General features: G+C 68.3%; 18 protein-coding genes and 1 tRNA gene. 7 read left to right on the top strand and 12 right to left on the bottom strand.

The window, feature by feature from the left end:
* Positions 1–108 precede the first annotated feature (108 nt).
* Positions 109–1,902, bottom strand: a complete 1,794-nt coding sequence (locus AC068D_RS14560; RefSeq protein ID WP_478823349.1) for a bifunctional metallophosphatase/5'-nucleotidase — start codon at positions 1,900–1,902, stop codon at positions 109–111.
* A gap of 103 nt (positions 1,903–2,005) precedes the next feature.
* Here AC068D_RS14560 and AC068D_RS14555 point away from each other — a divergent pair, with 103 nt between their 5' ends.
* From AC068D_RS14555 to AC068D_RS14540, 4 genes are all read left to right on the top strand, one after another.
* Entirely contained in the window at positions 2,006–2,713 is a 708-nt protein-coding gene (locus AC068D_RS14555; RefSeq protein ID WP_478823348.1) for an SIMPL domain-containing protein, read from the top strand.
* A gap of 145 nt (positions 2,714–2,858) precedes the next feature.
* Positions 2,859–4,295: a pyruvate kinase gene (gene pyk / locus AC068D_RS14550; RefSeq protein WP_478823347.1), complete on the top strand. Its 1,437-nt coding sequence runs from the start codon at positions 2,859–2,861 to the stop codon at positions 4,293–4,295.
* A 92-nt stretch (positions 4,296–4,387) separates the two neighbouring features.
* Entirely contained in the window at positions 4,388–4,969 is a 582-nt protein-coding gene (locus AC068D_RS14545) for a hypothetical protein (RefSeq protein ID WP_478823346.1), read from the top strand.
* 27 nt (positions 4,970–4,996) lie between these two features.
* Entirely contained in the window at positions 4,997–5,554 is a 558-nt protein-coding gene (locus AC068D_RS14540) for a hypothetical protein (RefSeq protein WP_478823345.1), read from the top strand.
* 25 nt (positions 5,555–5,579) lie between these two features.
* On the opposite strand, the gene AC068D_RS14535 is transcribed toward AC068D_RS14540, so the two are convergent.
* The gene (locus AC068D_RS14535) at positions 5,580–6,362 is read right to left on the bottom strand and encodes a transcriptional regulator (protein WP_478823344.1); all 783 of its coding nucleotides are present in this window, start codon (positions 6,360–6,362) and stop codon (positions 5,580–5,582) included.
* A gap of 110 nt (positions 6,363–6,472) precedes the next feature.
* Positions 6,473–6,547, bottom strand: a tRNA-Leu gene (locus tag AC068D_RS14530).
* A gap of 99 nt (positions 6,548–6,646) precedes the next feature.
* Here AC068D_RS14530 and AC068D_RS14525 point away from each other — a divergent pair.
* A complete protein-coding gene (locus AC068D_RS14525) occupies positions 6,647–7,303 on the top strand; it encodes an ANTAR domain-containing response regulator (RefSeq protein WP_478823343.1) in 657 nt (218 codons plus the stop codon).
* Positions 7,304–7,480: 177 nt separating this feature from the next.
* Here AC068D_RS14525 and AC068D_RS14520 read toward each other — a convergent pair whose 3' ends face one another.
* From AC068D_RS14520 to AC068D_RS14490, 7 genes are all read right to left on the bottom strand, one after another.
* Entirely contained in the window at positions 7,481–8,197 is a 717-nt protein-coding gene (locus tag AC068D_RS14520) for an ABC transporter ATP-binding protein (protein ID WP_478823342.1), read from the bottom strand.
* On the bottom strand, positions 8,197–9,273 hold the full coding sequence (locus tag AC068D_RS14515) for an ABC transporter ATP-binding protein (protein WP_478823341.1): 1,077 nt from the start codon (positions 9,271–9,273) through the stop codon (positions 8,197–8,199). Before AC068D_RS14515 ends, AC068D_RS14520 begins: the two co-directional genes overlap by 1 nt.
* Positions 9,274–9,275: 2 nt before the next feature.
* Positions 9,276–11,102: a branched-chain amino acid ABC transporter permease gene (locus AC068D_RS14510; RefSeq protein ID WP_478823340.1), complete on the bottom strand. Its 1,827-nt coding sequence runs from the start codon at positions 11,100–11,102 to the stop codon at positions 9,276–9,278.
* A 5-nt stretch (positions 11,103–11,107) separates the two neighbouring features.
* Complete coding sequence (locus tag AC068D_RS14505; RefSeq protein ID WP_478823339.1) at positions 11,108–12,037, bottom strand: branched-chain amino acid ABC transporter permease; 930 nt, start codon at positions 12,035–12,037, stop codon at positions 11,108–11,110.
* Positions 12,038–12,131: 94 nt separating this feature from the next.
* A complete protein-coding gene (locus AC068D_RS14500) occupies positions 12,132–13,370 on the bottom strand; it encodes a branched-chain amino acid ABC transporter substrate-binding protein (RefSeq protein ID WP_478823338.1) in 1,239 nt (412 codons plus the stop codon).
* Positions 13,371–13,582: 212 nt separating this feature from the next.
* Positions 13,583–14,053 (bottom strand): Tat pathway signal sequence domain protein, encoded by a 471-nt coding sequence (locus AC068D_RS14495; RefSeq protein ID WP_478823337.1) that lies wholly within the window; start codon positions 14,051–14,053, stop codon positions 13,583–13,585.
* A gap of 119 nt (positions 14,054–14,172) precedes the next feature.
* The gene (locus tag AC068D_RS14490) at positions 14,173–14,568 is read right to left on the bottom strand and encodes a hypothetical protein (protein WP_478823336.1); all 396 of its coding nucleotides are present in this window, start codon (positions 14,566–14,568) and stop codon (positions 14,173–14,175) included.
* 280 nt (positions 14,569–14,848) lie between these two features.
* On the opposite strand from AC068D_RS14490, the gene AC068D_RS14485 reads away from it, so the two are divergent.
* Positions 14,849–16,768: a Xaa-Pro dipeptidyl-peptidase gene (locus AC068D_RS14485; RefSeq protein WP_478823335.1), complete on the top strand. Its 1,920-nt coding sequence runs from the start codon at positions 14,849–14,851 to the stop codon at positions 16,766–16,768.
* Positions 16,769–16,778: 10 nt separating this feature from the next.
* Here AC068D_RS14485 and AC068D_RS14480 read toward each other — a convergent pair whose 3' ends face one another.
* The gene (locus AC068D_RS14480; RefSeq protein WP_478823334.1) at positions 16,779–17,270 is read right to left on the bottom strand and encodes a PaaI family thioesterase; all 492 of its coding nucleotides are present in this window, start codon (positions 17,268–17,270) and stop codon (positions 16,779–16,781) included.
* An 80-nt stretch (positions 17,271–17,350) separates the two neighbouring features.
* Positions 17,351–19,630, bottom strand: coding sequence for an FdhF/YdeP family oxidoreductase (locus AC068D_RS14475; protein ID WP_478823333.1), 2,280 nt, complete (start codon positions 19,628–19,630; stop codon positions 17,351–17,353).
* Between the two features lie 180 nt (positions 19,631–19,810).
* Here AC068D_RS14475 and polA point away from each other — a divergent pair, with 180 nt between their 5' ends.
* Complete coding sequence (gene polA, locus AC068D_RS14470) at positions 19,811–22,465, top strand: DNA polymerase I (RefSeq protein ID WP_478823590.1); 2,655 nt, start codon at positions 19,811–19,813, stop codon at positions 22,463–22,465.
* Positions 22,466–22,467 lie beyond the last annotated feature (2 nt).

The following is a 22,467-nucleotide window of genomic DNA, read 5'->3' as shown; positions in this document are numbered from 1 at the left end:
GCCGCGTTGTCGTCGGTCGCCCACGCTCCGCGTGGGCTCCTTCCTCCGCCGGGCGATCGCACGCACCGGACCCCGCTCACCGATCCATCCCGATCCAAACGAAAGACCCTAGAACACCGGAGCGCCGTCGCGGGTCAGCTTCCAGCCCACGGACGCGAATGCGGCCGGATCCACCGTGCCCTTCGTCGTCACCCACTGAATGATCGTGTTGCGGATCTCGTCCGAATTGGCCCACAGCTGCTGCGCCTTCGCGACGTGCGGGAACGCACCGCCGCCGCTCGCACGGTAGTTGTTCACCGCGAGCACGAACTGCCCCGCCGGGTCGATCGGCTTGCCGTCGAACGACAGACCCACGATGCGCGACCCGGCCGGCTTCGCGATGTCGATCTCGTACGTCAGCCCCGAGACGGCGTCGTAGTTGTAGTCCGGGATGCCGTCGGCGTTCGTCAGCTTGGCCGTGTCCACCGGCGCACCGGCCGGCGTCTGGACGTAGTACCTGGCCGAGTACTCCAGATAGTCCTTCAGCTGGGCACCGGTCAGCAGCCGGGCCTCCAGCGTGTTCTCGAACGGGTAGAGCCCTGCGGCGTCCCTGATGGTCACCTGTCCGGCCGGAATGGCCGCCGTACGCGAGAAGCACGACGCCTGCGAGAGCACCGGCAGGGCCGCGTACTGCCCGCCGGCCAGTGCCGCCTTCACCGTCTCGGCCTGGACCTGGTTGATCAGGTCGATGATCGGCTCGTCCTTCCACGGCGCATCGGCCGTGGCCATGGCGGCGGTGGAGGTGCCGATGACCTGGTTGACGTAGGCGACGACCTTCTTGTGCTCGTCCCCGAGGAGGCCCGCGATCGCCGGGTCCTCCGCCACGGTGTTGGAGTTGAGGACCTTCGCACCCACCTTCTCGACGCTCCAGCACCCCTTCTCCCACACGAGCTCGAAGTCGAAGAGGGTGAGGCGCTGGCCCCACTTCAGCGGCTCGGACAGGACCACCTGCTTGCCGGTCTGCTTGTTGGTGACGAAGTACTCGACGATCTCGGTGTGCGCGTGCCCGACCAGGATCGCGTCGATGCCCGGAACCTGCTCGGCGACGAGCGCCGCGGCGTTCTCGATGTACGGCAGCTGGTCACCGTAGGACGAGGTGCCGCTGGAGCCGGAGTGGGCCGAGACGATGACGACGTCCGCACCCATCGAACGCAGCTTCGGCACCCACTTCGCCGCCTGCTCCTCGAGCCCGGGGAACACCATCCGGCCGCTGACATTGGCCTTGTCCCAGATGGCGATGCCCGGGTTGGTGAGCCCGAGAACCGCGACCTTCACATCCCTGCCGTGCGGGGTGCACAGCCGGTGCATGCTGTACGGCGGGAAGGCGGGCCGGAGTGTCTTCGCGTCGAGGGCATTGGCGCCGAGGAGCGGGAAGTCGCACTGCTCCTCGAACTTGCGAAGGACCGGTATGCCGTAGTTGAACTCGTGGTTGCCGAGGGCGGCCGCGTCGTATCCGATGGCGTTCATGGCCTGCGCCATGGGGTGGACCGGACCGCGACGGGCGGTGATCGGGTCGACCTTGGCGTAGTAGTACGAGAGCTGGGTGCCCTGGATGGTGTCACCGGCGTCGATGAGCAGCGTGTTGCGCCGCCCCTTCTCCTGCCTGACCTGCTTGACGAGGGTCGAGATCTTCGCCAGGCCGACGTCGTTGTGGTTCTTGTCGTCGAACTCCTTGTCCGTGAAGTAGTCCCAGTTGAAGACATTGCCATGGAGGTCGGTCGTGCCCATGACAGTGAATGAGTACCGCTTCCTCCGTTCTCTGCGGCCGTGTGCCTGAGCGGGCACGGCAACGCTCCCGGCGACGGCCGCACCGGCCCCGGCGGCGGCCGAACGGCCGAGGAACGTCCTGCGATTCAGCGGCATGTGATCTCCCTCGTCAGTGCACAACGCGCGTAGATTCTGGCGCAGCGCGACCACATGCGAAAGTGATTCGAGGCCACAGGCGAACGAAGTGAGGGAGCCCACCATGAGCACCGATGCACCGGTACCGGCACCTTTCGGGACACCCGAGACGCCACGGGTGGCGGTGCGCGGCGAAGCACGGCTGGAGGTGGACCCCGAGATCGCCAGGATCGGGGTGACCGTCAGCGCACGCGGAACGGACCGGCGCAGCGCGCTGCAGGACCTGACCACCCGCAACGGAGCCGCACTCGACCTGATCAAGTCCTACGGCGAGGCGATCGAGAAGCTCGAGACCGGCGCCTTCTCCATCAGCCCGGAACTCGCCAGGCACGGCCGGGGCGAACGTGTCCGGGCCTACCACGGACGAGTCCACATCACGGCCGTGCTGAACGACTTCACCGCACTCGGCGAACTCACCACCCGCCTCGCCGACCAGGAACTCACCCGTGTGGACGGACCGTGGTGGTCACTGCGCCCCGACTCGCCGGCCCACGGCGAGGCCCGTCGCCAGGCCGTCCTCGAAGCCGTCCAGCGAGCCCGCGAATACGCCGAAGCCCTCGGATCCCGTCTCGCCGCCCTCGTCGAACTCGCCGACCTGGGCGCGGAAACCCCCGCCTCCTACGGCATGCCTCCGGCACCCGGTGCCATGCGTTCCGCGGCCTACGCCGGCGCAGCCCCCGAATCCGCCCCTTCGCTCGACCTCGAGCCCCAGCGCCAAACGGTCTGCGCCCAGGTCAATGCACGGTTCACCATGACGCCCCCGCAGCTTTGAGGCACGCAGTGCCCCGTCCGTTGAATTGCTCAGAAGAGCGACCCCCTGCACAATTCAATACTTGTCAATAGCCCTTCACTCAAAGGTTGTTGAGTGGTCATGTGCATCCAATTCACTACCGGCCGGTAGGTCTTAGGCTCGAACCATGCGCCGAGCAAAGATCGTCTGCACACTGGGCCCCGCCACCGACTCGTACGACCAGATCAAGGCACTGGTCGAGGCCGGAATGGACGTTGCCCGATTCAACCTCAGCCACGGCACCTACGCCGAGCACGAGGAGCGCTACCAGCACGTCCGCAAGGCCTCCGACGAAATCGGCCGCAGCGTCGGCATTCTCGCCGACCTTCAAGGTCCGAAGATCCGCCTCGGACGCTTCCGCGAGGGCCCCGTACTGCTTGAACGCGGCGATGAATTCACCATCACCGTCGAGCCCATGGAAGGTGACCGCCACAGCTGCGGAACCACCTACTCCGGCCTCGCCGCCGACGTCACCACCGGAGAACTCATCCTCGTCGACGACGGCCGCGTCACCCTCGAAGTCACCGCGGTCGACGGCCCCCGCGTCCACACCACCGTCATCGAAGGCGGCATCGTCTCCGACCACAAGGGCCTCAACCTCCCCGGCGTCGCCGTCTCCGTCCCGGCACTCTCCGACAAGGACGTCGAAGACCTCCGCTGGGCGATCAGAACCGGCGCCGACATCATCGCCCTCTCCTTCGTACGCAGCGGAAGCGACATCGACGACGTCCACCGGATCATGGACGAGGAAGGCCGACGACTCCCCGTCATCGCGAAGATCGAAAAACCCCAGGCCGTCGACAACATCGACGACATCGTCGCCGCCTTCGACGGGATCATGGTCGCCCGCGGCGACCTCGGCGTCGAGATGCCCCTGGAACAGGTACCCATCGTCCAGAAACGCGCGATCAAACTCGCCAAACGCAACGCAAAGCCGGTCATCGTCGCCACCCAGATGCTCGACTCGATGATCGACAACTCCCGGCCCACCCGCGCCGAAGCCTCCGACGTCGCCAACGCCATCATCGACGGAACCGACGCCGTGATGCTCTCCGGCGAGACCAGCGTCGGCAGATACCCCCTCGCAACGGTCACGACCATGTCGCGGATCGTCGAAGCAGCCGAAGAAGACGTCCTCGCCAAGGGCCTCCCCCCGCTCACCGAACGCAACAAACCCCGCACCCAAGGCGGAGCCGTCGCCCGCGCCGCCGCCGAAATGGGCGACTTCCTCGGCGCCAGATTCCTCGTCGCCTTCACCCAGTCCGGCGACACCCTCCGCCGACTCTCTCGCTACCGCTCCCCGATCCCCCTGCTCGCCTTCACCCCGGACCCGGCCACCCGCTCCCAGCTCAACCTCACCTGGGGCGTCGAAACCTTCCTCGTACCGCAGGCCGACTCCACCGACGCCATGGTCGCCCAAGTCGACGAAGAACTCCTCAGAATCGGCCGCTGCGACAAAGGCGACCTCGTCGTCATCACCGCCGGCTCCCCGCCCGGGGTGGCCGGCACCACCAACCTCGTCCGTATCCACCACATCGGCGAGGACGACTACCGCCACCCCTGACCGGGTTTGCCCACAAAGTTCCTGGGCAGTCGGCGACTACAGGAGGCCCCGCACCAAGGGCCCGCCGACAACGGACACAAACGGAGGTCCGGATGTCCACAGGAACACTCCTCGCCATCATCATCCCCATCGCGGTCCTCCTGATCCTCATCGCAGTGGGGGTATGGGTCACCATGCGCCGACGCCACCTCCAGGAACGGTTCGGACCCGAATACGACCGGACCATCGACGCAGGCGACAGCCGGCTCTCCGCCGAACGCGATCTGCGTTCCCGGGAACGACGGCACCAGAAACTCGACATCAAGGAACTCGCACCAGCAGCCCGCGACCAGTACGCAGCCGACTGGAAGGACGCACAGGAACGCTTCGTCGACCAGCCACGACAGAGCGTCAGCGACGCCGACCGCCTGGTCACCCGGCTCATGCAGGAGCGCGGCTACCCCACCGAAGGCTTCGAACAGCAGCTGCGCGACCTCTCCGTGGAGCACGGACGCACCCTGGAGCACTACCGCGTCGCCCACGACATCAGCCTCCGCGACAAGGACGGCACGGCGACCACCGAAGAACTCCGCGGCGCCATGGTCCACTACCGCGCCCTCTTCCAGGAGCTGCTCGGCGACCAGAACACCCAAACCCAGCGACACACACGACACACACGGCACGACGCAGCCTGAACCCACGTGCCGACGAGGTGAGTTGACATGCGAAACCGCGAAACCACGAGGAGCGCACCGCCGGACAGCGGCCTCACCACCGAGGACCTCGCGCACCCCAGGCAGGACACCGCAGAACACGGCACCCAGGACGCCCCCGCACCCGCCTACCCCGGTGAGGCCACGGCCGTGCCCGGGACCCCGGAAGGGAGCGAATCCGCCGAAGTCCCCGAAGCCCTGGGAACCGACGAACAGTCAACCACCCGGCAGGCAACGGCAGAAGAGCCGACAGCCGCACCGGAGCAGGCAACGGCAGCAGAACCCGCCCCCGAGAGCGCACAGCCCCTCATCCCGCCCGGGGACGCCGCCGACTACCGCGACCGCTGGCAGCAGATCCAGGGCACCTTCGTCGACGACCCGCAGGACTCCGTCCGCGCCGCGGACGCCCTCGTCGCCGAAGTCATCCAGTCCCTGGCCGCGACCTTCGCCGACCACAAGCAGGACCTCGAGTCCCAGTGGAGCCGCGGCGAGACGATCGAGACCGAAGGTCTGCGCGTCGCACTCCAGCAGTACCGGTCCTTCTTCAACCAGCTGCTCCACACCTGACCTCGAGCCAGCAGGGCACCCGCGCTCAGTACTTGGGCCCGATGTGCGCGTCCATCAACGCGACGGAGGCGCGCCGGGAGACGGAGATGCTGTAGGGCTTTCCGCCGCGGGTGCACCGCTTCCACTCGACACCCAGCCGGTCGAGGGTGTCCGTGTAGAGCAGCCGGATGTCGTCCGACACGTTCGTGAACCAGTACCTCGGATACTCGTACCGCTTCCGGACCCCGCTCACCACGCGCGTGGTCCAGTTCATGTTCCGGCACCCGTCCGAATGGACCAGTCCCCGCACGAACTCCCAGGGGTGGGCGTCGACGATGTCCTGCTGCCACGGTTCGAGGGCGATGGGGCGTTCGTGCTTCCTGCCGGGGCCGTGTTGGGGGAAAAGGCACGGCCAATGGCGGCCGTAGCTGGTGACCATGACGCAGCCCTGCTTCCGCACGAGGTGGACGCTGTCCTCGGGCCGCACATGCGCGATCGCCGTACGGCACGCGTCGATCAGCCCCGGCCAGGCGTCCGCGCAGGCGATGCGGAGCTGGTGACCGCCGCGGGGCTGGGCGCTGATGCAGCCGTCACCGAGGTAGAGGGCCAGTAAGTAGGCATACGCTGACGTGTCGTGGGGGGCGCCCGGGACGACCCGGCATCTTGGGCACGGGGCGGCCTGGGCGAGGAGGCGTGGCCGAGGTTCGCTGCGCGTCTTCCAGGCACGAATGGCAGACCTGGAAACGCCCGTCTCCTTGCTGACGGAGTTCAGGCTGCGCCCCGCGGCGAGTAGCGCAAGGGCCTGTGCGCGCACCCCCAAGTCGTACACGTGGGCGAGTCTGCCTCGTCGACGGTGACGGGAGGCGCACTCTGCGGGCTCTTCACGAGGACGGGTGAATTTGCGCGAAAACGGGCGTGACCTTGGAATTGAAGGAAAAGTGCCCCGGGTCGGACTCGAACCGACACTGTATGGGTTTTGAATCCATTGCCTGCTGCCAATTGGGCTACCGGGGCTTGCGCAATCGAAGGTCATCGAGGACCCGCTGCCCGTACACCTTACCGCAGCTGGGTAGGCTCATGGGCAGCAGTACCTGACCGCACCGAGGAGCCCCTGTGACCGCCCCCGAGTCGCCCCAGCCCGTCGCAGACGACGACAACAAGTCGCACGTCCCGCCGCTGACGACCCGCGTCGTCATCGCCGAGGACGAGGCCCTCATCCGCCTCGACCTCAAAGAGATGCTCGAGGAAGAGGGTTACACGGTCGTGGGTGAGGCCGGGGACGGGCAGAAAGCCGTCGAGCTGGCGCGGGAGCACCGGCCGGATCTCGTCATCCTCGATGTGAAGATGCCGATCCTCGACGGGATCTCCGCCGCGGAGAAGATCGCCGAGGAGTCGATCGCCCCGGTGCTGATGCTGACCGCCTTCTCGCAGCGCGACCTGGTCGAGCGGGCCAGGGACGCGGGCGCGATGGCGTATCTCGTGAAGCCGTTCAGCAAGAGTGACGTGGTGCCGGCCATCGAGATGGCGGTGTCGAGGTTCGCGGAGCTGAAGGCGCTGGAGCAGGAGGTCGCGGATCTCTCGCAGCGGCTGGAGACGCGCAAGCTCGTGGACCGGGCGAAGAGCATTCTGCAGACGCAGTACGGGCTGACGGAGCCGGCGGCGTTCCGGTGGATCCAGAAGACGTCGATGGACCGGCGGCTGTCGATGCAGCAGGTGGCCGAGGCGGTCATCGAGGACGCGGAGGAGAAGAAGGCCGCGAAGGGGCAGTAGCCCGCCGGGACGGTGGTCCGTCGGTGGTTGCCGTTTCGTCGGCGACGCACGGCGAGGGCGCGCTCGGCGTCAGTCGGCCGGCGTCCGGTGTGGGTTCGTTCGCCCGGCATCCGGCGTGTGCATGCGAGAGGCCCGCACCCTTTTCGGGGTGCGGGCCTCTCGGGTATTCGGTGGGTGTCAGTCCTCGCCGAGGTAGGCCTTGCGGACCGACTCGTCGTGGAGCAGGTCCCGGCCGTTGCCGGACAGGACGATCTTGCCGATCTCCATGACGTGACCCTGGTCGGCCAGGGAGAGTGCGGCCTGGGCGTTCTGCTCGACGAGCAGAATGGTGGTGCCCTGGGCCTTGAGCTCCGCGATGGTGGCCATGATCTTCTGCATCATGATCGGCGAGAGGCCCATCGACGGCTCGTCCAGCATCAGCAGCTTGGGCTGGGACATCAGGGCCCGGCCCATCGCGAGCATCTGCTGCTCACCGCCCGAGAGCGTGCCTGCCGCCTGCTTCCTGCGTTCGCCCAGGATGGGGAAGAGGTCGTAGGCGCGCTGGACGTCCTTGGTGATGCCTTCCTTGTCGTTGCGGAGGAAGGCGCCGAGGAGCAGGTTGTCCTCGATCGTCATGCGCGGGAAGATGTGCCGCCCCTCGGGGGAGTGGGCGAGCCCGAGCGAGACGATCTGGTGGGCCGGGGTCTTGCGCAGCGACTTTCCGTTGAACTTGATCTGCCCGCCCACGGGCTTGAGCAGTCCGGAGAGTGTGCGCAGGGTGGTGGTCTTGCCGGCGCCGTTGGTGCCGATGAGGGTGACGACCTCGCCCGCCTCGACCTTGAACGAGATGCCCTTGACGGCCTCGATCTTGCCGTAGGCGATGCGCAGGTCCTCGACCTCGAGAAGTGCGGTCATCAGTCGTTCTCCTTGCCAGAACCGGAGGCCTGGGCGGTGTCGCTGTCGCTGTCACCGTCGGTGGAGGCGTCCGGCGCGTCGTCCTGTGCCTCGTCCGGCGAGTCGGCCTCGTCGGCGGCCGGTTCGTCGGCCGACTCGGCCGGGGCCGGGTCGTCGTCGGTGTCGGCGGTGTCTTCCTCGGCGGTGGCCTCGGTGGCGGCCTCTGCCTCTGCCGCGGCAGCTGCTTCGGCTTCGGCGACTTCGGCGGCCTCTGCCTCGCCGGGCTCACCCTCGAAGGGCTCGCCGAGGTACGCGGCGACGACGCGCTCGTCGCTCTGCACCGTTTCCTTGTCGCCCTCGACGAGCTTCTGGCCCTGGACGAGTACGGCGACCCTGTCGCAGAGGTTGAAGATGAAGCGCATGTCGTGCTCGATGACGAGGACGGCGATGCCCATGTCCCTGATCGCGAAGACCAGTTCCTCGGTGGCCCGGGTTTCCTGCGGGTTCATGCCCGCGGTGGGCTCGTCGAGGAGGAGCAGGCCCGGCTCGCTGGCGAGCGCGCGGGCGATCTCCAGCTTGCGTTGTTCGCCGTAGGGCAGGTTGCGGGCGAGGTGTTCGGCCTTGCCCGCGAGGCCGATGAACTCGAGGAGTTCCATGGCCTTCTGGCGCGAGGCCTCTTCTGCCTTGTGGAAGCCGGGGCCGCGCAGCAGGGCGGACCAGAGGCCTTCCTTGGTGCGGGTGTGACGGCCGACGAGCACGTTCTCCAGCACGGTCATGTTGCTGAAGAGCCGGATGTTCTGGAACGTGCGGGCGATGCCGGCCGCGGTGACCTTGAAGGATTTCGGCGGCAGGACCGTGCCCTTGTAGCGGACCTCGCCCTCGGTGGGGATGTAGAGGCCGGTGAGGCAGTTGAAGAACGTGGTCTTGCCGGCGCCGTTGGGGCCGATGAGACCGACGATCTCGCCGCTCTTGACCGTGAGGTCGACGGAGCGTACGGCGGTGAGGCCGCCGAACCGCATGGTGACGCCTCGCGCGTCGAGGACCGTCTCGCCGGTCGGCGTGGGGGCGGTCGCCTTCATGGTGGTGTCGGTGGTCATGTTCAGACACCTGCCTTGGTGAGGGTGGCGGGCGCTTCCTCGTTCTCGTGGAACTCGAGCTGGCGGCGACGGTTGGGGATGAGGCCCTCGGGGCGGAAGCGCATCAGGAGGATGAGCGCGACACCGAAGGCGAAGAGCTGGTACTCACCCATGAACTGGAGCTTGTTCGGGATGAGGTACAGCAGTGCGCCGCCGACGAGCGGACCGCTGATGGTGCCCATGCCGCCGAGGACGACCGCGGCGAGCAGGAAGGCCGAGTTGGGCGGTACGACGTGGGCGAACTGGTACTGCTCGGGGGTCACGGTGTAGGTGACGTGGGCCTGGACGGCGCCGGCGAGGCCGGCGAGTGCGGCGCCGAGGGCGAAGGCGATGAGCTTGACGCGGAAGCCGTTGATGCCCATGGCTTCGGCGGCGGTCTCGTCCTCGCGGATGGCGACCCAGGAGCGGCCGATGCGGGACTCGGAGCTGCGGCGGAAGACCACCACGACGACGAGCGTGATCAGCAGCATGAGCAGGAAGTAGTTCGCGAAGCGGCCGATCGTGAACCCGGCGATCGTGTGCTCGGCGCCGAAGTCGAAGCCGAAGATGGTGAGGTTCGGGATCGACGAGATGCCGTTGGAGCCGTTGGTGATGTCGGGGCCCGAGGTGCCGTCCATGTTGTTGACGGCGATACGGAAGATCTCACCGAAGCCGAGCGTGACGATGGCGAGGTAGTCGCCGCGCAGGCGCAGGGTCGGGGCGCCGATGAGGACGCCGAAGACCATGGATGCGGCGGCGCCGATGAGGATGGCGGCCCAGAACGGCAGGTGGAGGCCGAAGGGGGACGACGGGGAGCCGGAGACCATGGCGGCGGCGTAGGCGCCGACGCCGAGGAAGGCGACGTATCCGAGGTCGAGCAGGCCGACGAGGCCGACGACGATGTTGAGGCCCAGGGCGACGGTGGCGAAGATCAGGATGTTGACGCCGATGGTCGCGTACTGGTCGTCGGACTGGGTGAAGGGGAAGGCCGCGGCGGCGGCGAAGGCGCCGACCATGGCCACGTTGCGGTGGCGGGCGGCGATTGCCGAGACGCGCGCCGCGAGTCCCGCCTTGCTGAGGGCCGCGAAGCTGAAGCAGGCGGTGATGAGGAAGCCGATGAACAGCTCGTCGTACTCGGTGCCGATGCCGTAGGTGAAGACGGTCAGTCCGAGTGCGAGCACCGCGGCGAGGATCAGGATCTCGGCGTAGGCCGGGAGCTTGCGCGCCGGGGCGGGGGTGCCGGTCGCGAAGGCGGCCTTGGTCACCGTCCACTTGTTGCCGGCGTTGTGCTTGAACTGGTCGAAGCCGGTGTCCTCGGGGTCGGCGGGCTCGGTGGCCGGCCGGTCGAACGGCAGCGCGAGCGCGCCGATGAGGGCGGCGAGTGAGGCGGCGGCGGCGACGAAGCCGCCCGGCTCGAGGTTGACGAGGCCGCCGAGCTGGGCGCTGATGGCGAGCACCGTGTACCAGGCGGTCACGAAGGTGCCGAGGGCGGCGAGCTTGATGGCTGCGTCGGCTCCGGCGGGGACGAGCCAGCGGGTGCCCTTGACGCCGTACGACGCGAGGCCGAACAGGGCGGTCAGGGCGCCGCCGATGAGGACGAGCCACTGGAGTCCGCCGGGGTAGCCGTAGACCGTGAGGTCGCCGGGGAACGCGGCGGTCCAGGTCCAGGACATGAAGGCGGAGGCGACGGCGAGTGCGCCGCCCGCGGTGGCGGTGGCCCGTGCGACGTTGGGCGGCAGGGCGATGAGGCCGGTGCGTGTGTCGGCCGGCGAGGTGCGCGGGGTGTCCGCGGTGGTGGTCTCAGTAGTCATGTTGATCACGCCCTGTCCGCCACGCGCTCGCCCAGCAGACCCTGGGGCCTGAAGAGCAGCACGAGGATGAGGAGTACGAACGCCCAGACGTCGGCCCAGGCCTGGCCGCCGAGCTGCTGCATACCAGGGATGTCACTGATGAAGGCCGTGGCCATGGTCTCGGCGATGCCGAGGACGAGGCCGCCGATCATGGCGCCGTAGATGTTGCCGATGCCACCGAGGACGGCGGCGGTGAAGGCCTTGAGGCCGAGCAGGAAGCCCATCTTGAAGTTGACCTCGCCGTACTTGAGGCCGTACGCGACGGCTCCGATGGCGGCGAAGGCGGCTCCGAGGGCGAACGCGACCACGATGATGCGGTCGGTGTTGATGCCCATGAGCTTGGCGGTGTCCGGGTCCTGGGCGGTGGCCTGCATGCCGCGTCCGGTGCGGGTCTTCATGACGAACCAGCCGAGCACTGCCATGGAGATCGGGGCCGCGATCAGCAGGAAGACGTCACCGGTCTGGATGGTGACATTGCCGAGGTGGAACGGTCCGCCGGGGATCTCCGGGAAGGTCAGGGAGGACTTGGCTCCGGGGTACCACGCCCATACGGCCTGCTGGAGGGCGAGCGAGAGGCCGATGGCGGTGATGAGTGGTGCGAGCCGTGGTGCGCTGCGCAGTGGCCGGTAGGCGAAGCGTTCGGCTCCTACCGCGATGGTGGTGGCGACGATGATCGCGCCGATGATCATGAGCGGCAGGGCCACCCACATGGTGGTGCCCGAGGGGAGCATCAGCCAGACCGTGAGGGCACCGAAGCCTCCGGTCATGAAGATCTCGCCGTGGGCGAAGTTAATGAGCTGGACAATGCCGTAGACCATTGTGTAGCCAATGGCGACGAGCCCGTACATCGATCCGAGTAGCAGGCCGTTGACCAGCTGTTGCGGCAGTTCGTTCACCGCAGGTCCTCCGAAGTCTTTCGCCGGATGTGACACCGCGCGGGGCGCGTGTTGCGTGCGCCCCGCGCGGCCATGAATGTGATGCGGTGGGGGATCAGCCGGAGAACGTGCCGGACTTGACGGGCGCCCAGGCGCCGCCCTTGTACTGGTACACGGTGAGCTGCTTGTTGGTGGCGTCGCCGAACTCGTCGAACGAGACCTTGCCGGTCACACCGTCGAAGGAGACGCCCTTCATGGCCTCGAGGACCTTGGCGCGGGCGTCCTTGCCCTCGGGCAGCTTGCCGTCGTTGTCGTCGACGGCCTTCTTCACGGCCTCGATGATCGCCCAGGCGGAGTCGTAGGAGTAGCCGCCGTAGGCCTCGAAGGCCTCCTTGTAGCCGGCCTCCTTGTAGTTCGCGACGAACTCCTTGGCGGACGGCAGGGTCTCGACGGGGGCGCCGACGGAGGTGGCGAGGTCGCCCACACCCTCCTTGCCGGAGAGCTTGATGAACTCGGCGCTGTAGATGCCGTCACCGCCGACGAGCGGGATCTTGGCACCGGCCTTCTTGATCTGCTTGCTCAGCGGGCCGGCCGCGGGGTACTCACCGCCGTAGTAGACGACGTCGGCACCCGAGTTCTTGATCTTGGTGGCGACCGCGGAGAAGTCCTTGGTCTCCGGGTTGATGTGGTCCTCGCCGGCGACCTTGCCGCCCAGCTTGGTGAACTCGGCCTTGAAGGTGGCCGCGAGTCCGGCACCGTAGGTCTTCTTGTCGTCGACGACGAAGACCTTCTTCTTCTTGGCGTCGTTGAAGAGGTACTGCGCGGCGAACGGGCCCTGGATGGCGTCCGTGGTGGCCGTACGGAAGTACGAGTTGAACGGGCGCTTCTTGGTGCCGGTGTTCCACTCCGGCCCCTGGGTCAGGGCGGGGTTGGTGTTGGCCGGGGAGACCTGGACGAGCTTCGCGTCGTCGAAGACCTTCTGCATCGACTCGGCGACCGAGGAGTTCAGCGGCCCGACGACACCCATGACCTGCTTGTCGGCGACGAGCTTGGTGGCGTTCTGCTGGCCCGAGGAGGGCTGTGCCTGGTCGTCGAGGGCCTCGACCTTGAAGGTGATGCCCTTGACGTACTTCTTCTCGTTGGCCTGCTTGGCCGCAAGGTCCACGGAGTTCTTGATGCCGAGTCCGAGCGCGGAGAGGTCGCCGGTGAGCGGCGCGTCGACACCGATGACCACGGTGGTGTCGCCACCGGCCGCAGAGTCTCCGCCCTTGTCGTCGCGCGAGCCACAGGCGGTAAGGGTAAGTGCCCCCGCAGCGAGTGCAGCGGTTATGGCTATGAGCGAACGTTGACGCACGAATCTGGTCCTTTCACCTGGCACGGCATCTCCCGTTGGAGTGCCGAGTCGAGCGCTGGAGCCTTACTGGCAAGGAATCCGGTGGCGCGGTGACTGGCCGTGACTCTAAGCGGGTAAATGGGAATTCAGCACTGGTCTGGGCAAGGCTGTGACGCTCTTGTTATCCCGAACGGATTTGCGGCATGGAGTGCATGACTGTTTCCGGACTTTGGTCATGACAGCCGTGGTGGTTGCTCGCAGTAGTCGGTCACGGCCCTGGCCAGGTCCCGTGCGTAGCGGTCGCCCAGGATGAAACTCTGGTCCTGTTTTGCGCGGACATTACGGAGCGTTACATCGAGGAAAGGGAGACCGGCATTCCGTGGCGCTTTTCCGCAGTCGCCCACTTTGATCATGATGTCTGCGCTACGGGCTGACCCGGCTTTCACCGTAAAGGGGGGGTTCGGGGAGGTGCTCAGGCGCAGACCGCCCGAGGGCTGCCGGATGCTCTCGACCGTGACGGGAGGGCCCGAGTCGACGGTGACCAGCACGGAGAAGCGCAGTACGCCGTCCGTGCGGCCCGCAGCCGTGGAGGCGCCCTCGTACGCCACCGAGACCACCTGCGCAGGCCAGGGGCCGGGGTCGGGACGGGGCCGGGTGGCGTAGAGCCAGACGGAGCCCGCGGCGAGCGCGAGCAGTGTGGGCACCGCTGCCGCCGTGCGGCGGTGGCGCGCCGTCCATGCCCCGGCCGGTCCCCGGCGGGGCCGTGGCGGGGGAGCGTGAACGGGGTGGGTGCCCTCGCCCGGCTCCACGGGGCCGACGCCGCTCATTGCCACGGCCCGCCGCCCGGAGTGCCGCCCCGGTGGCGCTCCCTGCAGCGTCCTTCCGCCTGACGGTCGATCAACTTCACTGCACCGGGGATACCGTTGCGCCTCTTCTCCGCGCGAGCTGCGTCCAGGGTCTCGCGCAGGATGTCGTACTGGGCGTTGGACAGGCCCATCGACTGGTAGTCGCCGTAACCGGTTTCGCCGGAGGCGAGGATCCGGTGTCCCCACTGGGCGACGACGTGTGCACACAGTTCCTGGGGTGAGGTCGTACGCGGCGAGGGGGCGGGCCGGGCGCTGCCGGGGCCCGCGGAGCAGCCCGCCGCGACAGCGAGGACACCGGCCGCCAGGGCTGCGCGGACGGCGGTCCCGGCCGGGCGGTACGCCTTGTGCCTCATGGCAGAACGCTAGGCCCGCCGTCTGCGGGTGCACAACACGTCGGTCAACAACACCCCGGGTGAAGGGCGTTGCGCACTGGTGTGCCCGGTGCACAAGCGGTGGAATGTGTCCGCGCTTCCTGCGTGATCGTCACCAACTCCGGCCGTGGAGGCAGGCACGATGGCGAGACCCATCCGAGTACGCGCGGTGCGTACATCCCTCTTCAGCACATCACCTTTCCGCACATCCACCACGGAAGTCACTCCCCGCGGGGCATCCCGTTCCCGTACGTCCCGCTCGATGCGCCGGGCCAGGACCTGGGGCACGGCGGCCCTGGCGGTCTCCCTGCTGACGGCGCTGCCCGCGCCCGCGGCAGGGGCCGGGGAACCCTCACTGAGCATTGTGGACAACGAGACCCGGCCGGTCTTCTCCCGCGCCGACGCGATCTACCAACAGGTCGACATCGAGACCGAGGCCGACAGTGACGGTGACGGCCGTCGTGACACCGTACGGATGAGGATCCTGCGCCCCAAGGAGACGGACGCGGGGCTCGAGGTCGCCACGATCGTCGAAGCGAGCCCCTACTGGGCCGGCGGCAACGAGGTGCAGAACCACAACGTCGACGTGGACGAGGACGGGCTCCCGGCGGGCAGGCTGCTGGCACCGGGGGAGCGTGTCCCGGGGCTCGTGGACGCCTCCGCGCAGTCCGGCCCCGGCTCCGCCGGGCTGTCCGGTCCTTCCGTTCCCTGGGCCGGATACACGGACAACTACTTCCTGCCGCGCGGCTATGCGGTGGCACAGGTCGACAGCCTCGGAACCGGCGGCTCCACCGGCTGCCCGACCTCCGGCGGCCGGAACGAGACCCTCGGCGCCAAGGCCGCGGTCGACTGGCTGAACGGCCGTGCCAGGGGCTGGGACCTCGGCGGCGATCCGGTGGACGCCCCCTGGTCGACAGGTGACACCGCCATGATGGGCATCTCGTACAACGGCACCCTGCCCACCGCCGTCGCCTCGACGGGGGTCGAGGGCCTCAAGGCGATCGTGCCGATCTCCGGGATCTCCTCCTGGTACGACTACTACCGCGCGGGCGGCGGGGTGGTGGCGCCGGGCGGCTTCCAGGGCGAGGACACGGACGTACTTGCCACGTACGTTCACACGCGTGCGGACCGTGAGGTCTGCAAGCCCGTGATCGAGCGGCTGACCGCCGAACAGGACCGGGTGACCGGGGACTTCACCCGCTTCTGGAAGGAGCGGGACTATCTCCGGGACGTGGGCAGGATCAAGGCGGGCGTCTTCGTCGTGCACGGCGGCAACGACTGGAACGTGAAGACCCAGCAGTTCGGACAACTGTGGGACGCACTGAAGAAGCACGACGTGCCGCGCAAGCTGTGGCTGCACCAGGCCGGTCACATCAATCCGATGCCGTTGCGCATGGAGGAGTGGCTGAAACAGCTGCACCAGTGGTTCGACCACTGGCTGTACGGACTCGACAACGGCGCGCTCACGGCGCCCCGTGTGGAGGTCGAGCAGGCCGACTTCAGCTGGCGGCAGCAGTCGGACTGGCCCGCACGCGGCACCCGTGACCTCACGCTGCGGCTGAACGACGACGGTCTCTCGCCGCTGCCGGGCAGGCCGGTGCTGCGGACGATGACCGATGCGGGCCGCACGGTGCCCGCGGAGCAGCTGGTCGCCGCCCCCGACACGGTCAGGCCCGACCGGCTCGCGTACACGACCGGACCGCTCCCGGCCGATCTGCGGGTCAACGGTGTGCCTCGGGTGTCGGTGCGCGCCTCGCTCTCCGGCACGTCACCGTATGTCACTGCGTTGCTGGTCGACTACGGCACCGACACCCGTGCGACCGCCGCGACCGTCGCCGACACCTCGCAGCAGATCTGCTACGGCGAGGGCATCCCCGGTGACACCGGATGCACGTTCCGGACCGTTCACCGGACCGAGACCGCCCCCTTCAAGATCGTGTCCCGCGGCTGGCTGGACATCCGCAACAGGCATTCCGCCGAGCGGGAGACCAAGGTGGTCGAGGGCCGGGAGTACCGCCTGAAGTGGGGGATGCAGCCACAGGACCATGTGTTCAGGAAGGGGCACCGGCTGGGAGTCGTGCTGATCTCGACCGACTACGACTACACGCTGCGGTACCCGGCCGGGACGGCGCTGTCCGTCCGGGCCGGGATCAGCAGCGTCACACTGCCGGTCGGCCGGTAGGGGCGGTCCGTCAGACCGTCGCCCCCGGGATGTTCTCCGCGTCCTGGGGGCGCACGTCCCGGAGCATGCAGGTCAGGCGGGCCGTGCAGACCCGCCTGTCCTGCTCGTCGGTGATCACGATCTCGTAGGTGGTGGTGGAGCGGCCCCGGTGCACCGGGGTGGCCACCCCGGTGACCGTGCCGGAGCGGACACCCCGGTGGTGGGTGCAGTTCAGGTCCACGCCCACCGTGATCCTGGAGACCCCGCCGTGGAGCATCGAGCCGACCGAGCCCAGGGTCTCGGCCAGGACCGCGGAGGCACCGCCGTGCAGCAGCCCGTAGGGCTGGGTGTTGCCCTCGACGGGCATGGTGCCGACGACGCGCTCCGCCGAGGCCTCGACGATCCGTACGCCCATGCGGGTGCCGAGCGTCCCGGCGGAGAACAGTGCGGGCAGGTCGATGCCGAGCTCCGCGTACTCGTCGATGACCTCTTGCGGGAACTTCACGGTGGTCTGCTCGCCCATGGGCCCGGCTCCGTTCGTGTGCGTACGTCTGTGTACGTCGTCATGCATCGGTATGAGTCCTCAGCTGCCTGAGCAAACGCTTAGGCGGACGGTGATTGTTCCAGACGGACGATGACGGACTTGCTGGCGGGGGTGTTGCTGGTGTCCGCGGTGGCGTCCAGCGGCACCAGGACATTGGTCTCCGGGTAGTAGGCGGCGGCGCAGCCCCGGGCGGTCGGGTAGTGCACCACACGGAAGCCGGGTGCACGGCGTTCCACTCCGTCGTGCCACTCGCTGACCAGATCCGTGTACGCGCCGTCCGCCAGGCCCAGCTCACGGGCGTCGGCGGGGTTGACGAGGACGACGCGACGGCCGCCCTTGATACCGCGGTAGCGGTCGTCGAGACCGTAGATCGTGGTGTTGTACTGGTCGTGGGAGCGCAGGGTCTGCAGCAGGAGCCGGCCCTCGGGCACCTCGGGGTACTCGACCGGGGCCGCCGTGAAATTGGCCTTGCCCGTGGCGGTGGGGAAGCGGCGCTCGTCGCGGGGCGCGTGCGGCAGTGTGAAGCCGCCCGGCCGCGCGATCTTCGCATTGAAGTCCTCGAAGCCGGGGACCACCCGTGCGATCCGGTCGCGGATCGTCGCGTAGTCCGCCTCGAACTCCTCCCACGGTGTCCGTGACTGCGCTCCGAGGACCGCACGTGCCATGCGCGCCACGATCGCCGGCTCGGAGAGCAGATGGGGACTTGCCGGCGGCAGGTTGCCCCGCGAGGCGTGCACCAAGCCCATCGAGTCCTCGACGCTCACCACCTGCCTGCCGCTCTTCTGCACGTCCTTGTCGGTGCGGCCGAGCGTGGGGAGGATCAGTGCGCGCATGCCGGTGACCGTGTGCGAGCGGTTGAGCTTCGTCGACACATGCACCGTGAGCCGGGCGCGGCGCATCGCCGCCTCCGTGACCTCGGTGTCCGGGGTCGCCCCGATGAAGTTGCCGCCCATGGCGAAGAACACCTTGGCCCGTCCGTCGCGCAGTGCACGGATGGACTGCACGACGTCGAACCCGTGGTGGCGCGGTGCCCTGATGCCGAATTCCCTGTCCAGGGCATCGAGGAAAGCGGACGTGGGCCGCTCGAAGATGCCCATCGTGCGGTCGCCCTGCACATTGGAGTGGCCGCGGACGGGGCAGACCCCGGCGCCCGGCCGGCCCATGTTGCCGCGCAGCAGGAGGAAGTTGACGACTTCCTTGATCGTCACGACGGCGTGCTTGTGCTGGGTCAGGCCCATCGCCCAGCAGACGATGATCCGCTTCGAGGCCAGCACCATCCGCAGGGCCCGGTCGATCGCCGAGCGCTCGAGTCCGGTGGCGGCCAGCGTCTCGTCCCAGTCCGCGGCCTTCGCGGCGGCCGCGAACTCGTCGTAGCCGTGCGTGTGCTCCCTGACGAACTCCTCGTCGACGGCGCCGTCCGTCTCCAGGACCAGCCTGTTGAGGAGCCGGAACAGGGCCTGGTCACCGCCGATACGGATCTGGAGGAAGAGGTCGTTCAGCGAGGCACCCTTGAGCAGGCCCATCGGGGTCTGCGGGTTCTTGAACTTCTCCATGCCCGCCTCGGGGAGCGGATTCACCGAAATGATCTTCGCGCCCGACTGCTTGGCCTTCTCCAGCGCGGACAGCATCCGCGGATGGTTGGTGCCGGGATTCTGACCGGCCACGATGATCAGATCCGCCCGGTGCAGATCCTCCAGGGAGACGCTTCCCTTGCCGACGCCGATCGTCTCCACGAGTGCCGAGCCCGAGGACTCATGGCACATGTTCGAGCAGTCGGGGAGGTTGTTGGTGCCGAACTCGCGGGCGAAGAGTTGCAGCAGGAACGCCGCCTCGTTGCTCGTCCGCCCGGACGTGTAGAAGAGAGCCTCGTCGGGGGAGTCGAGCGCGGTCAGCTCCTCCGCGATGATCGCGAACGCCCGCTCCCAGGTCACCGCCTCGTACCGGTCGGCGCCCGCCGGGAGATACACGGGCTGGGTGATACGGCCCTGCTGGCCCAGCCAGTACCCACTGCGGGACGCCAGGTCGGAGAGCGGGTGCGCGGCGAAGAAGTCGGGCGTGACCCGGCGCAGCGTCGCCTCCTCGGCGACCGCCTTCGCGCCGTTCTCGCAGAACTCCGCCACATGCCGCTTGTCACCCTCGGGCCAGGCGCAGCCCGGACAGTCGAACCCGTCCTTCTGATTGACCTTGAGCAGTGTGCGCGCGCTGCGCACCGTCCCCATCTGCTGCTGCGCGATCCTCAGCGTGTGCCCGATCGCGGGGAGGCCGGCGGCGGCGTGCCGGGGCGCCTCGACCTGCGGTGCGTCCTGCACCGGATCATCTGCGGGCGGCTTGCTGGCCATCGTGCTCCCCTTTGAGCGCCGGACGGAGTCGTACACAACAAATCCTGTCACGCATCGCCGACAACGAGCCCCCCTCCTTCCGCGCGAGCGGCATTGTCGGCGGTCCGTGGCAGGATCGTGTGCGTGGCAGAGACAGCATCGAAGAAGACCGCAGACGAAACCCGTCCCCGCCTGCTCCTCATGGACGGGCACTCCCTGGCGTACCGGGCGTTCTTCGCGCTGCCCGCGGAGAACTTCACCACCGCGAGCGGCCAGACGACCAATGCCGTCTACGGCTTTGCGTCGATGCTGGCGAACACGCTGCGCGACGAAGCGCCCACGCATTTCGGTGTGGCCTTCGACGTGTCCCGCAAGACCTGGCGCTCCCAGGACTTCCCGGAGTACAAGGCGAACCGCTCGAAGACCCCGGACGAGTTCAAGGGCCAGGTCGAGCTGATCGGCGAGCTGCTGGACACCATGAACGCGGTGCGCTTCGCGGTGGACGGCTTCGAGGCGGACGACATCATCGCCACCCTCGCCACGCAGGCCGAGGCCGCCGGCTTCGAGGTGCTGATCGTCACCGGTGACCGGGACTCCTTCCAGCTGGTCTCCGACCATGTGACCGTGCTCTACCCGACCAAGGGTGTCTCCGAGCTGACCCGATTCACCCCGGAGAAGGTCGAGGAGAAGTACGGACTGACCCCGCAGCAGTATCCGGACTTCGCCGCCCTGCGCGGCGACCCGTCCGACAATCTGCCGGGCATCCCCGGCGTCGGAGAGAAGACCGCCACCAAGTGGATCAACCAGTTCGGTTCGTTCGCGGAGTTGGTCGGGCGCGCCGACGAGGTCAAGGGCAAGGTCGGGCAGGCGCTCCGCGACCACCTCGAGGCCGTCAAGCTGAACCGTCACCTGACCGAGCTCGTGCGTGACGTCGAGCTGCCCCGGTCCGTCGCCGACCTGGAACGCGCTCCCTACGACAGGACGGCCCTCAAGGGCTTCCTGGAAGTCCTCGAGATCCGCAATCCGAGCCTGCGGGAGCGGCTGCTCGCGGTCGACCCGGGCGCCGAGGAGGAAGAGGCCCCCGCCCCGGACGCCGGTGTGGAGCTGGACGGCAGTGTGCTGGGAGCCGGCGGGCTCGCCCCCTGGCTGGAGCAGCACGGCGGACAGCCGCTCGGCGTGGCGACCGTCACGGCGTGGGCGCTGGGCGTCGGCAGCGTCAGCGAGGTCGCGCTGGCGGCCGCCGACGGGAAGGCGGCCTGGTTCGACACCACCCGGCTCGACGAGGCCGACGAGCGGGCCTTCGCCGGCTGGATCGCCGACCCTGCACGCCCGAAGATCATGCACAACGCCAAGGAGGCGCTGCGGGTCTTCCCCGAGCACGGCTGGGACATCGCGGGCGTCACGATGGACACCGCGCTCGCCGCCTATCTGGTCAAGCCCGGCCGCCGCTCGTTCGCGCTGGACGCCCTGTCCGTCGAGTATCTGCACCGTGAGCTGGCACCCGCCGCCGCCGACGGGCAGCTGGCGTTCGGTGTGGACGAGCACGCCGAGGCCGATGCCCTGATGGCCCAGGCCCGTGCGGTCCTCGACCTCGGCGAGGCGTTCGGCGAGAGGCTGAAGGACGTCGGCGCGGCCGAGCTGCTGCACGACGTCGAGCTCCCCACCTCCCTGCTGCTGGCCAGGATGGAGCGGCACGGCATCGCCGCCGACCGCGCCCATCTGGAGGCGATGGAGCAGCAGTTCGCCGGAGCCGTGCAGCAGGCCGTGAAGGAGGCGCACGCCTCGGTCGGCCATGAGTTCAACCTCGGCTCTCCCAAGCAGCTCCAGGAAGTCTTCTTCGGCGAGCTGAATCTGCCCAAGACGAAGAAGACCAAGACCGGTTACACGACGGACGCGGACGCGCTGGCCTGGCTGGCCGCTCAGACCGAGCACGAGCTGCCGGTGATCATGCTGCGCCACCGTGAGCAGGCCCGGCTCCGGTCCACGGTCGAGGGCCTGATCAAGACCGTCGCCGCGGACGGCCGGATCCACACCACCTTCAGCCAGACGGTCGCGGCCACCGGACGGCTCTCGTCGACGGACCCGAACCTGCAGAACGTGCCGGTGCGCACCGATGAGGGGCGTGCCATCCGCCGGGGGTTCGTCGTCGGCGAGGGCTTCGAGTCGCTCATGACCGCCGACTACAGCCAGATCGAGCTGCGGGTGATGGCTCATCTGTCGGAGGACGCGGGCCTGATCGAGGCGTTCACCTCCGGCGAGGATCTGCACACGACCGTCGCCTCGCAGGTCTTCGGTGTCGAGCGGCCGGCGGTCGACGCGGAGATGCGGCGCAAGATCAAGGCGATGTCGTACGGACTGGCCTACGGTCTCTCGGCGTTCGGGCTGTCACAGCAGCTGAACATCGAGGCGGCCGAGGCACGGGCTCTCATGGACACCTACTTCGAGCGCTTCGGCGGAGTCCGTGACTATCTGCGCCGTGTCGTGGACGAGGCCAGGGCCACGGGCTACACGGCGACGATGCTCGGCCGCCGTCGCTATCTTCCCGACCTCAACAGCGACAACCGCCAGCGCCGTGAGGCGGCGGAGCGCATGGCCCTGAACGCGCCGATCCAGGGCACTGCGGCTGACATCGTCAAGGTCGCGATGCTCCGCGTCGACGATGCGCTGCGGGCGGCAGGGCTCACCTCCCGCATGCTGCTGCAGGTCCACGACGAAATCGTGCTGGAGATCGCTTCGGGGGAGCGCGACCGGGTCGAGGAGATCGTCCGCCACGAGATGTCGACGGCGGTGGATCTGCGGGCGCCGCTGGATGTGTCGGTCGGCGTGGGCACGGACTGGGAGTCGGCAGCGCACTGACC

The sequence above is a fragment of the Streptomyces sp. NPDC043861 genome (genome assembly GCF_056435905.1).
This window is presented reverse-complemented; position numbering and strand designations above follow the sequence as displayed.